The following is a 15,000-nucleotide window of genomic DNA, read 5'->3' on the forward strand; positions in this document are numbered from 1 at the left end:
AATCCCATTTCTTCTAATGTGACGATGCCCTATATTGGGGTAACAAAGAGAAATTGAGTAAGGAAGTTCAATGCAATACAACAAGTTACCTCATTCCACTCTTGAAATTAGTAAAATCTGTCTGGGCACCATGACCTTTGGTGAACAAAACACAGAACAAGACGCTTTCAGTCAGCTGGATTATGCACTCGAACGTGGTGTGAACTTCATCGATACTGCCGAAATGTACCCCGTTCCCCCTAAAGCGGATACCCAAGGTTCCACCGAGCAATACATCGGTAACTGGCTGAAAAAATCAGGTAAGAGAGAAAAAGTCGTACTGGCGACTAAAATTGCCGGCCCAAGAAATGTCCCTTACATTCGCGATAACATGAGCCTGGATAGACGCAATGTTCATCAGGCGATTGACGATAGTTTACAGCGCCTGCAAACCGACTATGTCGACCTTTACCAACTACATTGGCCACAGCGCCGGACCAATTGCTTTGGTCAACTCAACTATCCCTACCCTGACGAAAATGAAGAAGTCACGCTGATTGAAACCCTCGAAAGTCTGGCAGACCTGATAAAAGCGGGCAAAGTGCGCTACATCGGTGTCTCTAACGAAACACCTTGGGGTGTAATGACGCTACTGCGCCTAGCAGAAAAACATGAACTGCCGCGTATTGTTTCAATTCAGAATCCGTATAACCTGCTCAATCGCAGCTTTGAAATCGGTTTGTCTGAAATCAGTCACTATGAAGGTGTTCAGTTGCTTGCCTATTCACCGTTGGCATTTGGTTGCCTGAGTGGTAAATACCTTAATAATGCTCGACCAGAAGGCGCTCGCTGTTCCCTATTCGAACGCTTTGTCCGTTACTTTACGCCGCAAGGCATTCAAGCGACTGAAGCCTACGTCAACTTAGCTCGAGAGCACGGGCTTGATCCGGCACAAATGGCATTGGCGTTTGTCAATCAGCGCCCTTTCGTTGGCTCCAACATCATAGGAGCAACGAATCTAGAGCAGCTTAAATCGAACATTGACAGTCTTGATGTCGTATTAAGTGAAGAATTGCTTCAGGGACTTCAGGCAATTGGCACGACTTATTCCAATCCTTGTCCTTAGTGAAAAACCAGCTACTGCATCAGTAGCTGGTTGATAAGGTTCGGGCCAGTGAAGCAAACTGGCCCTTTTTATTACGTAGGTATTCGCGCACTGAGTACTCGACGAAGATGACGAATACGACGTTCGGCTTTGACGCTATCTGGCTCAGTTTGACCGACAGGGCGACCATCTTGCTCTAAACCAATATCGCGTAGCAGGTGGGTATTTTCCCAAGGAATCTGAAACGCGCTGCGGCGAACCCGACGTTTCCATTCACGCTCTTCACGACGTAAATCAGCTTTTACTAGTAGCGTAGCAAGTTTTAGATATACAGAATGACTCATGATAATTCTCCAGTTGGATGATAGACAGCTGGGAAAAGATCAACGAATAGACTTATAAAATGAGGACATTTTTAATTCGCTGCTTTCCCGCAGCCAATTAAAAATAAATGGATACGGACTAATTACATTACTTGGGTAGATCGGCGATCAAATGAAGCGGGCCTATGTTGTTTAGCCGCCATGATCGATACTTGATCGCAAGACGCAGTAATCAATGAATTGACGTTGAAATTTTTCATTGTGCGCCTCCTAGCAATGTATTAATCCAAATAGAAAAGTGTTTCGATGTATGAGCTTGTACTCATGGTTAAATTCTATGCATGGGCGATGATATTTCAACCACTTTGTTGCATAAAATTAAAATACAATTTTTTAACCTAAAAATAACCATACCAAACTCAGGAATATAAGATATTCCACTAGGTGATATAAGCTTCAACGATTTATGCTCTATGAAAATAAAAAACCACACTGCTGAGAGTGTGGCTTTATGTAAATAAAACAGCTAATTACACTGTCGCATCACTGATTAAGTTATGTTTGTTAAGTAATCGGTACATAGTGGCACGCGATACACCCAACTCTTTCGCTGCCATCGAAACCTGACCAGAATGAGATTCAAGCACCAATAGAAGCGCGTCACGTTCACTACGCTCACGGATACTCTTCAAGCTGCGTTTGCCATCGCTACGCTTAGGTAAATCGAGGTGTTCCTCATCCAACATCACTGTCTCAGACATCAGAACAATACGCTTGATCTGATTCATCAACTCACGGACATTACCCGGCCAGTGATAACGAGTCAGAGCACGTGTTGCCTCTTCCGTGTAACTGCGAGCCTGAGCGTTGTACTCCTTAGAATATTCCTGAAGGAAATGACGCGCGAGTATCGCGATATCCCCCGCACGCTCTTTCAAGCTTGGCACATTGATGCGCAAGACATTGATGTAGTGGTAAAGCTCTTCATTGAAATCACCATCAATCAACGCTTTTTCGATATCCGCAGAGTTGGCTGCCAGAATACGCACGTCGATTTCCTGCCGACCATTCACTGTCTCGATAGTGCCTTCCTGAAGGAATCGCAGCAAATTCAACTGCTGAGACTTAGGCAGAGTAAGAATATCGTTAAGCAGTATGGTGCCACCATCCGCCTTTTCAAGAATCGAAGGCTCAGAGGCATCATCGCGGTTAATACCAAATAAATCGCTCTCAAGACGCCTTTCCGACATAGCGCGACAATTGACAGAAATGAACTCTTTCTGCGCTCGAGAAGAGGTTTTATGCACAGCGCGAGCCACGGTTTCTTTACCGGTACCACTCTCACCATAAATCAGAATGCTGACGTCAGTTGGACCGATACGTTTGATCTGATCGCGCAGACGCTTCATTGGGATCGACTCTCCGATCAGCCCCATGTCATTATTACTGCCATAGTGTGGCCAGACTTTTTTCTCTAACTTGAGCATACCAAGTTGGTGGCCAATAGTGCTGAGAAGCTGAGCATCCGGGATTGGCGCAGTGAAAAAGTCGATACAAAAGTTAACGATAAACTGGCAAATGGTATCTGAGCTTAATTGCGATTCACGGATAAATGCGAGCCAACGAACTTGCTTATGGTTACTCACCAAATTCGCAATGCCATTGAGGCTGAACTCGTCATGACTAAGGTCGACGATGCCAATGCAAGGCCCTGTTTCGCTGAACAAAGCGTCCGCTTTGCGTAAATCTGCACACTGAGTACAACGCCATCCTACTTGCTCTAACACCGACAGCCAGGGCTCATACGTACCACCGACAACGATAAGTGAACCAGGAATGGAGTCCATTCGGAACTGACTAGCCATGAAATGTATCCCTATTGATTCAAATTTTAATGCTGTGCCTCCAGAGGCACCAAAACTTAGCCGTTACATTATAGAGACTCGGCAAGATAATCTGTCTCATTACTAAGACTAGCCAGTGAATTATATAAATACCAAACAACAATGCGATCAACATTCGGCACGAGTATGCATCTCTCGACACAAAACGAGACATAGTGCTAAAGCTCTACTGCAACAATTTCAGACATTGCACCTATGCCAGATAAGAAAAATCCGGTACAAGCCTTACCTATACCGGATTCCATTTAAAGTAATGTTTACATGTTATGCCAAAGCTTGCTCTGGTGGCTGTACGTTATAACGTCGAATGTCTTTTAATAGCATCATCGCCACAACAATACTCAACGCGATGTTTGACAGCGGGTAAGCAATCCAAATGCCCGGCACACCCATCAGCTTAGGCATTATGAACAAGAAAGGTAGCTGAATCAGCATATTACCTATGGTAACAAACATGGCTTTGCTACCTTTATTGATCGCCTGATAGTAGGCTCCGGCAACCACAAGGAATCCATCCAACGCAAGTGCAAACATGTGTAATCGAATACCAAGAATCGTATTATCGACCAATTGAATATCCGTTGAGTTAAATACAGAGACAAATTCGCGTGGGAAGATATTCAGCAAAAGAACAAACGCCATACCGATGACCACCGAGCTGACCATCGCCACTTTGAGTAATTTGCGAATATTAGCCTGATGACGTGCGCCATGATTATAACTTACCAGCGGTTGCATACCGTTAGCGATACCCTCAGCAGTCAAGTAATACACAGTGACGATATAGCCCAAAATAGCATAAGCACCAATCAAGAGCTGATCACCGTATTGAGCAAACAAGCTATTGTGCAACGCCACCATCACCGAACCATAGGCGTACATAAAAAAGCTGGATGTACCGATGGAAAATATCTGAGGCACTAGCGCTAACTTAAGTTTAAGCTCATGAATTCGTAGGCGAAGTTTGGCTCTTTGTGAGAAGAAGTACCCTACTCCCAATAAGGTAACAACCATCTGAGCAATTCCAGTCGCAATCGCCGCACCAGTCAGCTCCCAACCTAGCCAAGCAATAAATAGGTAGTCGAGTACAATATTGATTAGCGCTCCCACGACCATCAACATGGTTGCCAAATTTGGGCTGTCATCATTGCGTAGCAAAAATGGCATGGCAATCGAGCCAAGGGTGAATACGCTGGCACCTATCAAGATGTGCAGATACTGTAATCCCAACTCAAACACACGTCCTTCAGCTCCCTGCCAACGTAAGAAATCATCAGCGAAGAAAAACAGTAACCCAGACACCACGGGAGTTAACGCCAGTAAAAGCACCAAGCCTGTCGCCAGAGTTTGTTTCGCGCCTAGTACGTCTTTTTCACCTTGACGAATCGACACCATCGCCCCGGTACCCACGCCCACCAGCATACCAATTCCTAGAATTGAGCCGATCACAGGCCAGGCAACATTGATTCCTGCGAGCCCATCAGCGCCAACATAGCGACCAATAAATACACCATCGACCACCTGATATAAGCCATTGACCAGCATGGCAGCGACGGTGGGTATTGTGTATTTCCAAAACTGTTTATATATGGAAGTTTGCATTTCTCTCACCATAAGTTAGCCAGGCTAACTAAATAGTTAAATTGAAAATTGTGGAACCTGTTAGCCTTTTAGTGACTTTTCCAACAGAGATACAAGCTGCCCTGCTTCTTGTTTCGTCAGTTTGTTGCTCATCGCTTGTGCGATATGCTGATAAACTAACTGTTCTTTCGATAAATCCTTTAACACCTGCTCACTCAGTATGACTCGCTTTGAACGTGCATCCTGCAGACATGAGATACGTGAAACTAACCCTTTCTTTTGCAAGCGCGCGACCATATTCGACGCGGACGGTTTGGTTACTTTCATCTCATTGGCTAGATCAGTGATACGAATTCCCTCAGGAAATTCTTCGATAACCCTCAAGTAGTCATACTCGTTAAAACTCAATAGAGATAAAGGGTCTTCTTTAGCATGCACTCGCCACGCTTTGGCGCAAAAACGTTCCAGTTCTATCAGGCAGTTTTCTAGAGCCATAAGGTTTCAGTACTTTTAGTTAGCAAGGCTAACTATTTTAGTGATAGTTAAAATAAATGGCAATAAAAAAACCGCTGCAAAGCAGCGGTTTTATCATCATTCAATATTGGTTCAGTTGGAGGCTTGTTGTTGCGCCTGAGCCTTTTTGGCTAACTGTTCTTCCTTGACCTCATTGTAAATTCGGGTCAATTCCAAGAACGAATAACGATGCTCAACGTACTCATACACATTAAACGAAATAGCGAGTTTGTAGAGGGAGATCGCGCTCGCGTAGTCACCTTGGCTCTGGTAACGCTTGCCTAGGTAGAAATAGGCTTCTGTTAGACGTTGCGCTAACAAGGTATTGTCGCGTGTACCGACTAAGATCGCTTTGAAGGCTTCATCTTCCGAGATTTCACCTAAGGTGATTGCCACTAGCACCCAGCCCCACTGCTCGTCACGTTGCTCATAACGAGACATTAGCTCAGCAGTGGCTGCCTGAGGATCTTTTTCCGATTTGACAATATACAACCAAAGCGCTCGGAAAGGGTCTGACGTATCTTCTTGGTAATGCTCCGTCATATCTTCCAACGCAAGATCGATACGACCGCCATAATACAACGCAATCGCACGGTTTCGGGCTGCATAGGAGTTTGCAGGGTCAAGTTCCAAAGTAGAGTCAAACGCATCATAGGCAGCGTCATACTCTCCTACCTGAGTGAAGTAAACACCCAGTAAGTTAAACAGATCTGGCTGCGCAGGGTTAAGCGACAGTGACTGGTTGTAGTCTAATCTGGCCAAGTCACGCAGGCCTACACTGTCGTAGTAATTGCCACGCTCATAAAGCATTTTCGCTCGGACTTCTTTAGGAAGATCCTGACGTTGAAGTAACTGACTCAAACGAGCGATCTGCACTTCTTGCTGAACGCTTGCTTGCAACGGCACAGCCATTGGTGGGTAAAGCCACTCAGCACTATTATTTGATGTAGTGGCACAACCTGCCGTCACCAATAACGCTAAACTAAGTGTTGCGGTTTGAAACCATTTCACAAATAAGTACTCCTGTTGCTGAGCCTGCTGCTCAGTATCGGCCGCATTAAAAAAGGGAGCGTAGTGCTCCCTTTATAACATGCTTTTAGCAAAATAGGCTAATTCACCAAACCAGCCCACTTAGCGATATCGCATTATGCGTCTGTTGCTGGTTTCTCTTCAGCAGAAGCTTCTTCAGTCTTTTCAACTGCTTCTTTCATGCTTAGACGTACACGGCCCTGACGGTCGATTTCAAGAACTTTAACTTGAACTTCTTGACCCTCAGCTAGGTAGTCAGACACTTTCTCAACGCGCTTGTCAGCGATTTGAGAGATGTGTACTAGACCATCTTTGCCAGGAAGGATTGTTACGAATGCACCGAAGTCAGCTAGACGAGCAACTTTACCTGTGTAGATGCGGCCAACTTCAACTTCTGCAGTAATCTCTTCAATACGACGGATTGCTTCTTTCGCAGCTGTACCTTCAGTTGCAGCAATCTTGATTGTACCGTCGTCTTCGATTTCGATAGTTGTACCTGTCTCTTCAGTTAGAGCACGGATAACTGCACCACCTTTACCGATAACGTCTTTGATCTTCTCTGCGCTGATCTTCATTGTGTGAATACGCGGAGCGAACTCAGAGATATCTTCACGAGCACCAGAGATAGCTTCATCCATTACAGATAGGATGTGCTTACGTGCACCTTGCGCTTGGTTAAGAGCAATTTGCATGATCTCTTTAGTGATACCTTCGATCTTGATATCCATCTGAAGTGCAGTAATACCAGTGTTAGTACCTGCTACTTTAAAGTCCATGTCACCTAGGTGGTCTTCGTCACCAAGGATGTCAGAAAGAACAACGAAATCGTCGCCTTCTTTAACAAGACCCATTGCGATACCCGCAACAGAAGACTTGATTGGAACACCGGCATCCATAAGCGCTAGAGACGTACCACATACAGAAGCCATTGAAGAAGAACCGTTAGATTCTGTGATTTCTGATACTACACGTACTGTGTATGGGAATTCGTCTACAGATGGCATTACTGCAGCAATACCGCGCTTAGCTAGTTTACCATGGCCGATTTCACGACGCTTAGGAGAACCTACAAAACCAGTCTCACCCACACAGTATGGAGGGAAGTTGTAGTGTAGTAGGAAGTGATCTTTACGCTCACCAGTTAGCTCGTCGATGATCTGAGCATCGCGCTGCGTACCTAGAGTCGCAGTTACAAGCGCCTGAGTTTCACCACGAGTGAATAGTGATGAACCATGAGTACGTGGAAGAACACCAGTACGTACGTCTAGCGCACGAACCATATCTTTTTCACGACCGTCGATACGTGGGTTACCAGCGATGATGCTGCGACGTACCACTGTCTTCTCTAGATCGTGGAAGATAGTGTGGATTTCTTTTGTGTTTGCTTCTGGATCTTCAGCAAGAAGAACTTCGTTTACTTCACCAGCAATCTCGTGGATGCGGTCGTAACGAGCCATCTTCTCAGTGATTTGGTAAGCTTCAACTAGCTTAGCTTCAGCAAGTTCAGCGATCTTGTTTACAAGAGTTGTGTTCTCTTCTGGAGCAACCCAATCCCAAGCAGGAGTAGCAACTTCAGCTTTGAATTCGTTGATCGCATTGATCACAACTTGCTGTTGATCGTGACCGTAAACAACAGCAGATAGCATCTCTTCTTCAGTTAGGTTGTCAGCTTCTGACTCAACCATAAGAACAGCGCCTTCAGTACCCGCAACAACTAGGTCTAGCTTAGACGTTTCAAGTTCAGTGTTGCTTGGGTTAAGAACAAGTTGACCGTCGATGTGACCAACACGTGCTGCACCGATAGGACCGTTGAACGGGATACCAGAAATAGCCAGTGCCGCTGACGTACCGATCATAGTTACGATGTCAGGTTGAACGTCTGGGTTTACAGACACAACTGTCGCGATAACTTGAACTTCGTTTTTGAATGCATCCGGGAAAAGTGGGCGGATTGGGCGGTCGATTAGACGAGCCGTTAGCGTTTCACCTTCAGAAGGGCGACCTTCACGTTTGAAGAAACCACCAGGGATTTTACCCGCAGCGTAAGTACGCTCTTGGTAGTTAACCGTTAGAGGGAAGAAGTCTTGACCTTCTACCGCTTCTTTTTTACCTACAACAGATACGAATACCGCAGTATCGTCCATTGTCACCATAACTGCTGCTGTAGCTTGACGTGCAATAACGCCAGTTTCTAGAGTAACCGTGTGGTTACCGTACTGGAACGTTTTAACAACTGGTTTTTCGAACATTGTTATTCCTTGTTTCTGAGGCATCCAAATGGGGCTCAGATAGTGTTAATTGACACTCAAGGCACTACAAATCGCGACTAGTAAAAACGCACTGTTGCTATCCGAAACTAAAGGAGAGGCAATGTCATTTTTAATAGTCGCGACCTTTTGGTCGACGAGGTTGACTGTAATGCAATGAGTTTTTGCTTTTAATACTCAAACAACATGAGTATGGGCGTGCGTATTATAACGGGATAAAACGGATTTGGCTAAATTTAGGCAACAAAAAAGGGGCAAAAAGCCCCTTTTCCGACAAACTGCTCTATGCAGTCGCTAATTAGCGACGTAGGCCTAGACGCTTGATTAGGTCGTGGTAACGATCTAGATCTTTACCTTTTAGGTAATCTAGAAGTTTACGACGACGAGAAACCATACGTAGAAGACCACGACGGCTGTGGTGATCGCCTTTATGCGCTTTGAAGTGACCTTGTAGGTGGTTGATAGAAGCTGTAAGTAGAGCTACTTGTACTTCTGGTGAACCAGTGTCGCCTTCGCCACGTGCGTAATCTGCAACGATTGCTGCTTTAGTTTCTGCATTCAGAGACATAATTCTCTCCTAATAAGAGTAGGTTAAACGTTGTGCCAGCCAATCTCTGATTCAGCCGACACGAGGAGCGCGAATTATAGGGGATGCTCGTTGCTTAAGCAATAAGTATTTGCGCACTTCGCACGGGATGCGGAGACGAAGTCCATTCCGTTATTGCCCTTTTCTGTTACACTTAGCGGATTAAAAGCTACCTATTTGAAATAACAGGATTCCTTATGAAAATCGGCATCATCGGTGCAATGGAGCAAGAAGTCTCTATTCTTAAGCAAGCTATTGAAAACTGCCAAGAAGTGTCAAAAGCGGGTTGTACTTTCTTCTCTGGTCAACTGAACGGTGTAGACGTAGTCCTACTTCAATCTGGTATCGGTAAAGTGGCAGCAGCAGTAGGCACCACAGTATTGCTTGATGAATACCAACCAGATGTTGTCATCAATACAGGTTCCGCAGGTGGTTTTGATTCTACATTGAATTTAGGTGATGTGGTTATTTCCACAGAAGTTCGTCACCACGATGCGGATGTAACGGCATTTGGCTATGAAATTGGTCAAATGGCAGGGCAACCTGCAGCTTTCACTGCGGATGCGAAGCTGATGGACGTAGCGGAAAAAGCCCTGTCACAAATGGAAGACAAACATGCTGTACGTGGCCTGATTTGTACTGGTGATACGTTTGTCTGCACCGCTGAGCGTCAAGCGTTTATCCGCCAACATTTTCCATCGGTGATTGCCGTTGAAATGGAAGCTTCTGCAATTGCTCAAGCCTGTCACCAATTTAAAGTACCGTTTGTTGTTGTGCGTGCTATTTCAGACGTAGCTGACAAAGAGTCACCAATGAGTTTCGAAGAGTTCTTGCCTCTTGCAGCGAAGAGCTCTTCTGAAATGGTCTTCAAAATGGTTGAGTTGCTTAAAGCATAATCAATAGCGAGTGGCTGATACTCATGGAAGAACTTTTTAATCAGTTATACTCAAACGGAGCGCTCCTAGTGTTATGGGGCGCTTTGTTGTTTCATCTTATCCTCCCTTTTCCTCGTGAAGCGCACCCTGCTATTTTATGGCATAGATTTGCTGAGCAACTGGCCGACAAGGTCAATACCAATTCCAGTTATTCACAAAGTATGATCTCAGGCACCCTGGCGTGGTTGCTGATGATCGTCCCTATGCTCGCTGTTTTAATCGCGTTAAAGCCGTTGGTGTGGCAAGCCCAGCTGTTTGAGCTTGCGTTGTTATTACTCGCTATAGACTGGCGCAATACCGATAAATTCACCGCCCATTTTGTCGAAGCACTGGCCAGAGAAGATAAAGAGCACGCTAAAATGCTCCTCAAGCCAATGGTGAATCGCTCCACCGAGTCGTTGTCTCTTCTCGGCTTAGGAAAAGCGGGCACAGAAACCCTCATCATGTCATACGGTCGCAATGTGGTCGCAGTGCTATTTTGGTACGCCATTACAGGCGGGATTGGCGCCTTCATTTATCGTATGACGGTAGAACTAGCTCGAGCCTGGTCACCATCACGCGAGAAGTTTTCACCTTTTGGCCTCCCTGTCATTCGAGCTGTCGCCGTTTTGGATTACATCCCATTACGCTTATTCGCCGTTATGATTGCATTGGGAAATAGAACCAGCGAAGTGTGGGCTCTGCTTAAGCAACAAGCAGCGACTTGGCCGCTACCGGGCCCATCGTGGTTGATCATCGCCGTCGGCGCGAAACAAGAGCTTTCTCTCGGTGGACCTGCTATTTATGACGGCAAAAAATCGGTTCGCAGCAAGCTGGGAGGCCGAATTGCGCCGTCTGCCATACATATAGCTCAAGTACAGCGCCTGCTGGCATGGCGAATGTTCGCCTGGATCATGGTACAAAGCGCTATCATGGGCCTTATTTATCAAGGAATCTAAATGCAGATACGGCTGCTTACCTTCATTACATTACTGGTTTCCACGATGGTTAACGCAGCCCCCGTGGAACGCGTTATTAGCTTGGCCCCTCACGCGACTGAAATGGCATTTGCGGCGGGTTTGGGCGACAAACTGATCGCAGTCAGTGAGCACAGCGATTACCCTGAACAGGCAACAAAGCTGGAAAAAGTCTCCAACTACCAAGGTATAAAGCTCGAACGCATTATTGCGCTCCAACCTGATCTGGTGATCGCATGGCCTGCCGGTAACCCTGCTAGAGAATTGGAAAAGCTGAAGCAATTTGGTATCAACATTTACTACTCGACAACCAGCTCGCTGGATGACATTGCCAACAACATCGAACAATTAAGCCAATATTCGCAAGATCCATCCGTCGGACTCAATATAGCCAAGCATTATAGGAATGAGCTGGCGAAGTTTAAGCAACGCTATCAAACGGATATCCCAGTAAGGTATTTCTATCAGCTGAGCGAACAGCCGATAATTACCGTTGCAAAAGGGAATTGGCCAAGCGAAGTATTTTCGTTTTGTGGTGGAGAGAATGTGTTTGAACAAAGTGCCGCACCCTACCCACAAGTTGGCACTGAACAAGTGGTGTTAAGTAACCCAGAAGTCATCTTTACCTCAGAGCATGCCATCGCAAAAGGGAACCCTTGGCTGGACTGGAAAAAACAGTTGTCTGCGGTTGAAAACGGATACGTCTGGTCACTGAATTCAGACTGGCTCAACCGACCGACCCCCAGAACGCTGAATGCAATCGAAGAAGTTTGTGAGCACTTCGAAACCGTCAGGCAAAATCGCTAACACTGCTTAGCTCTGATACCATACAATCCGCCGTCGTTTTTATTCCTCAGGATCACTGAGCATTTGTAAGAGATATTAATCCCGTGGATTCCATGCTGCTATACAGTGTCGATTTATTCGGCACCGCCATTTTCGCTGTCTCAGGAGTGCTGCTTGCCGGCCGACTCAAAATGGACCCTTTTGGTGTTGCCGTACTTGGCAGCGTAACCGCTATTGGAGGCGGTACAATTCGTGACATGGCATTAGGTGCCACCCCAGTATTCTGGATTACTGACACAAACTATTTGTGGACCATCTTGATCACCTGTCTGCTAACGATGATCATTGTTCGCCGTCCTAAACGCTTAGCTTGGTGGATTTTGCCAGTATGTGATGCAATAGGTCTTGCGGTATTTGTTGGTATTGGTGTTGATAAAACCATGGCCTATCAGGACTCAGCACTGGTTGCGATCATCATGGGTGTGATTACCGGGTGTGGCGGCGGTATCATCCGTGATGTACTCGCTCGGGAAGTCCCAATGGTACTAAGAAGTGAAGTCTATGCCACGGCGTGTATTATTGGCGGGGTATTCCACACCACAGCGCTCGCGATGGGACATGATCCTGACACTGCATTCTTAGCCGGTGTCTTTTCTACTTTGTTGATTCGCCTAGGCGCGATTCGCTGGCACTTGTCTCTACCAACATTTGCGCTCAATCGTTAATTAAAACGCTCAAGGCACACAAAAAAGGTCACCGAGGTGACCTTTTTACTTTCAGTGACAAATTACTTTTGAACTCGACGAAGAACGTCTTTCAGCAAGTCAAAGTCATTGGCAAGATCTTCAGAAAGCAGTTCCATCGCGGCATGTTTTGCCAGCGGACCTGGCAAATCAATGTCTGAGTCCAAAATCTCATCCACGACTTCTTTGAATTTCGCAGGGTGAGCCGTACAAAGGAATAGACCCGTTTCGCCTTCTTGCAATTGCTCTTCAAGGACGCGGTATGCGATGGCGCCGTGTGGCTCACATAGGTAACCAAGCGAGTGCAAATCTTTCACTGACTGCGCGCTTTGCTCATCAGAAACCGCACCTTTACCTAATGTCTCTAGGCCCCACTCTTTCACGCGGCATAGCTCTTCGATACGCGGCCAGTTGTTTGGCTGGCTTACATCCATCGCATTCGATGTCGTCGCGACTGTAGGCTTTGGCTCCCAATTACCTGTTTCTAGGTAACGTGGCACAGTATCATTGGCGTTCGTTGCAGCAATAAAGCGTTTAATTGGCAGACCAAGTGCTTTCGCCAATAGACCAGCAGTTAAGTTACCAAAGTTACCACTTGGCACAGACACAACCAAGTTTTCGCGCTGCTCTTTACTCATTTGCGCTGCGGCTTCAAAGTAGTAACAGATTTGCGCCATCAAACGACTGATGTTGATTGAGTTTGCTGAGTTTAGACCAATTTCTTCACGCAGCGCCGCGTCATCGAAAGCTTGCTTAACAAGTGCCTGACAAGCATCAAAGTCGCCATCGATCGCTACGGTGTGAATGTTTTTACCAAGCGTACAGAATAGCTTCTCTTGCAGTGGGCTGATCTTACCTTTCGGGTAAAGAATCACCACATTGATGTCTTCCATACCGTAAAAAGCGTGTGCCACGGCTGCGCCAGTATCGCCAGAGGTTGCGGTCAAAATAGTAATCTTGCCGCCGTCTGATACCGCAGCAAGAGATTGCGCCATAAAGCGCCCACCGAAGTCTTTAAACGCTAGAGTTGGACCATGGAACAATTCTAACGCATAGACACCATCTTTAACTTGATTGATTGGTGCAGGGAATTGAAACGCCGCGTCAACCATGGAGTTAACTTGCTCTTCACTCAGCTCATCACCAATCAACGCTGATAAAATTTTAGTGCTACGAGAGACGAAGTCTTCTGCTAGCAGCGCATCAACATCATCAAATTTCGGCAATTCCGATGGAAAAAACAGACCTTGATTACGGCCTAACCCTTGGCGAACGGCTTGGCCAAAGGAAACTTGTTCATCATTTTCTTTTATATTGTAAAGCTTCATAGCTCACTTCCTGTTACTTTCGAGCCCTGCTTGTCTAAACGACAAACATGGACGAATCCTTCTTGGTTTTGTACGTAATTTTGTTCTAACCAGCGAGCAACTCGCTCAGCGACATCTTTATCTTTGCAAATACTAAACAGCGTCGGGCCACTTCCTGAAATGCCCGTCGCCAGAGCGCCTGCTGTTGCCGCATATTTACGTGCATCAGCAAAGCCCGGTAGCAGTTTCTCACGATATGGTTCAGCGATCACGTCTTTGATCATCTTAGCCGCCAGCTCTGGCTGGTTCGAGTGGCAAGCATGGATAAAGCCGGCCAAGTGTCGACCATGAGCAATGATATCCTGACGACGATATTGAGATGGTAGGATCTCACGAGCTTCCGCCGTTGATACCTTAATACCCGGGTACGCCATTACCCAGTACCAGTCATCAAAACATGGCACTTCCTGACTGATGATGCCGAGCTCTTCAAGCATTAGTTGAACACCACCCAGATAGCATGGTGCGACATTGTCGTAATGTACGCCACCAGATATCTGCCCTTCCATCTCACCCATTAATGCCAATAGCTCAGTTTTATCCAACGGATTACCATGGAACTGGTTTAACGCATCCAGAGCCGCGACAATAGAGCAGGCACTGGAGCCTAACCCAGAACCGATCGGCATGTTCTTCTCAAGCGTCATTTCAAGAGGTAACAGAGTCACGCCTTTCTTATCTAGCTCTCTGGCAAACACTTGCCAACAATCATAAACGATATTTTCTTTAGGGTTTTCCGGTAGCTTGGAAACAAAATCGCCCGCTGTTTTGAGGCTAAAAGACTCGTTTCCAGCTTTCACCATCACTCGGTCACCAAGCAAGGTGCCATCAATAGGCGATACCGCAGCACCGAGCACATCAAAACCAACACTCACGTTACCTATTGACGCTGGGGCGTAAACCACCACATCCATACCACTACTCAT

14 protein-coding genes are annotated in these 15,000 nt (G+C 46.1%); 5 read left to right on the forward strand and 9 right to left on the reverse strand.

Annotated features, from left to right (window positions below; all coding sequences use genetic code 11):
* The first annotated feature begins 70 nt into the window (after window positions 1-70).
* Complete coding sequence (locus QMA41_RS21200) at window positions 71-1,105, forward strand: NADP(H)-dependent aldo-keto reductase (protein WP_038163692.1); 1,035 nt, start codon at window positions 71-73, stop codon at window positions 1,103-1,105.
* A 71-nt stretch (window positions 1,106-1,176) separates the two neighbouring features.
* On the opposite strand, the gene QMA41_RS21205 is transcribed toward QMA41_RS21200, so the two are convergent.
* The 7 genes from QMA41_RS21205 to rpsO form a co-directional block, all read right to left on the reverse strand.
* The gene (locus tag QMA41_RS21205) at window positions 1,177-1,428 is read right to left on the reverse strand and encodes a hypothetical protein (RefSeq protein ID WP_038163689.1); all 252 of its coding nucleotides are present in this window, start codon (window positions 1,426-1,428) and stop codon (window positions 1,177-1,179) included.
* Between the two features lie 509 nt (window positions 1,429-1,937).
* Window positions 1,938-3,272 (reverse strand): cyclic-di-GMP-binding transcriptional regulator VpsR, encoded by a 1,335-nt coding sequence (gene vpsR / locus QMA41_RS21210; RefSeq protein ID WP_019275505.1) that lies wholly within the window; start codon window positions 3,270-3,272, stop codon window positions 1,938-1,940.
* 303 nt (window positions 3,273-3,575) lie between these two features.
* A complete protein-coding gene (locus QMA41_RS21215; protein WP_281630553.1) occupies window positions 3,576-4,913 on the reverse strand; it encodes an MATE family efflux transporter in 1,338 nt (445 codons plus the stop codon).
* 60 nt (window positions 4,914-4,973) lie between these two features.
* The gene (locus QMA41_RS21220) at window positions 4,974-5,387 is read right to left on the reverse strand and encodes a MarR family transcriptional regulator (RefSeq protein ID WP_043006893.1); all 414 of its coding nucleotides are present in this window, start codon (window positions 5,385-5,387) and stop codon (window positions 4,974-4,976) included.
* Between the two features lie 111 nt (window positions 5,388-5,498).
* Window positions 5,499-6,416, reverse strand: a complete 918-nt coding sequence (gene nlpI, locus QMA41_RS21225; RefSeq protein ID WP_038513470.1) for a lipoprotein NlpI — start codon at window positions 6,414-6,416, stop codon at window positions 5,499-5,501.
* 134 nt (window positions 6,417-6,550) lie between these two features.
* Window positions 6,551-8,683 (reverse strand): polyribonucleotide nucleotidyltransferase, encoded by a 2,133-nt coding sequence (gene pnp / locus QMA41_RS21230; RefSeq protein ID WP_006957755.1) that lies wholly within the window; start codon window positions 8,681-8,683, stop codon window positions 6,551-6,553.
* A gap of 316 nt (window positions 8,684-8,999) precedes the next feature.
* Window positions 9,000-9,269, reverse strand: a complete 270-nt coding sequence (gene rpsO / locus QMA41_RS21235) for a 30S ribosomal protein S15 (RefSeq protein WP_006957756.1) — start codon at window positions 9,267-9,269, stop codon at window positions 9,000-9,002.
* Window positions 9,270-9,484: 215 nt separating this feature from the next.
* On the opposite strand from rpsO, the gene mtnN reads away from it, so the two are divergent.
* The 4 genes from mtnN (at window position 9,485) to QMA41_RS21255 (ending at window position 12,689) form a co-directional block, all read left to right on the forward strand.
* Window positions 9,485-10,183, forward strand: a complete 699-nt coding sequence (mtnN, locus tag QMA41_RS21240; protein ID WP_045985460.1) for a 5'-methylthioadenosine/S-adenosylhomocysteine nucleosidase — start codon at window positions 9,485-9,487, stop codon at window positions 10,181-10,183.
* Between the two features lie 23 nt (window positions 10,184-10,206).
* Entirely contained in the window at window positions 10,207-11,160 is a 954-nt protein-coding gene (locus tag QMA41_RS21245; protein ID WP_281630554.1) for a cobalamin biosynthesis family protein, read from the forward strand.
* On the forward strand, window positions 11,161-11,985 hold the full coding sequence (btuF, locus tag QMA41_RS21250) for a vitamin B12 ABC transporter substrate-binding protein BtuF (protein WP_229631098.1): 825 nt from the start codon (window positions 11,161-11,163) through the stop codon (window positions 11,983-11,985). It abuts the gene before it with no gap.
* Window positions 11,986-12,068: 83 nt separating this feature from the next.
* On the forward strand, window positions 12,069-12,689 hold the full coding sequence (locus QMA41_RS21255; RefSeq protein ID WP_029236075.1) for a TRIC cation channel family protein: 621 nt from the start codon (window positions 12,069-12,071) through the stop codon (window positions 12,687-12,689).
* A gap of 62 nt (window positions 12,690-12,751) precedes the next feature.
* On the opposite strand, the gene thrC is transcribed toward QMA41_RS21255, so the two are convergent.
* Window positions 12,752-14,035, reverse strand: coding sequence for a threonine synthase (thrC, locus tag QMA41_RS21260; protein ID WP_281630555.1), 1,284 nt, complete (start codon window positions 14,033-14,035; stop codon window positions 12,752-12,754).
* Window positions 14,032-14,988: a homoserine kinase gene (gene thrB / locus QMA41_RS21265; protein WP_006957764.1), complete on the reverse strand. Its 957-nt coding sequence runs from the start codon at window positions 14,986-14,988 to the stop codon at window positions 14,032-14,034. The genes thrC and thrB overlap by 4 nt, the downstream gene beginning before the upstream one ends.
* Between the last annotated feature and the right edge of the window lie 12 nt (window positions 14,989-15,000).

The sequence above is a fragment of the Vibrio sp. St2 genome (assembly GCF_947311885.1).
GTDB classification, from domain to species: domain Bacteria; phylum Pseudomonadota; class Gammaproteobacteria; order Enterobacterales; family Vibrionaceae; genus Vibrio; species Vibrio coralliilyticus.

Bases quoted from the DNA above. Each gene is read 5' to 3' on its own strand.
- QMA41_RS21200 (WP_038163692.1), top strand. From the start codon at position 71: ATGCAATACAACAAGTTACCTCATTCCACTCTTGAAATTAGTAAAATC.
- QMA41_RS21205 (WP_038163689.1), bottom strand. From the start codon at position 1,428: ATGAGTCATTCTGTATATCTAAAACTTGCTACGCTACTAGTAAAAGCT.
- vpsR (WP_019275505.1), bottom strand. From the start codon at position 3,272: ATGGCTAGTCAGTTCCGAATGGACTCCATTCCTGGTTCACTTATCGTT.
- QMA41_RS21215 (WP_281630553.1), bottom strand. From the start codon at position 4,913: ATGCAAACTTCCATATATAAACAGTTTTGGAAATACACAATACCCACC.
- QMA41_RS21220 (WP_043006893.1), bottom strand. From the start codon at position 5,387: ATGGCTCTAGAAAACTGCCTGATAGAACTGGAACGTTTTTGCGCCAAA.
- pnp (WP_006957755.1), bottom strand. From the start codon at position 8,683: ATGTTCGAAAAACCAGTTGTTAAAACGTTCCAGTACGGTAACCACACG.
- rpsO (WP_006957756.1), bottom strand. From the start codon at position 9,269: ATGTCTCTGAATGCAGAAACTAAAGCAGCAATCGTTGCAGATTACGCA.
- mtnN (WP_045985460.1), top strand. From the start codon at position 9,485: ATGAAAATCGGCATCATCGGTGCAATGGAGCAAGAAGTCTCTATTCTT.
- QMA41_RS21245 (WP_281630554.1), top strand. From the start codon at position 10,207: ATGGAAGAACTTTTTAATCAGTTATACTCAAACGGAGCGCTCCTAGTG.
- btuF (WP_229631098.1), top strand. From the start codon at position 11,161: ATGCAGATACGGCTGCTTACCTTCATTACATTACTGGTTTCCACGATG.
- thrC (WP_281630555.1), bottom strand. From the start codon at position 14,035: ATGAAGCTTTACAATATAAAAGAAAATGATGAACAAGTTTCCTTTGGC.
- thrB (WP_006957764.1), bottom strand. From the start codon at position 14,988: ATGGATGTGGTGGTTTACGCCCCAGCGTCAATAGGTAACGTGAGTGTT.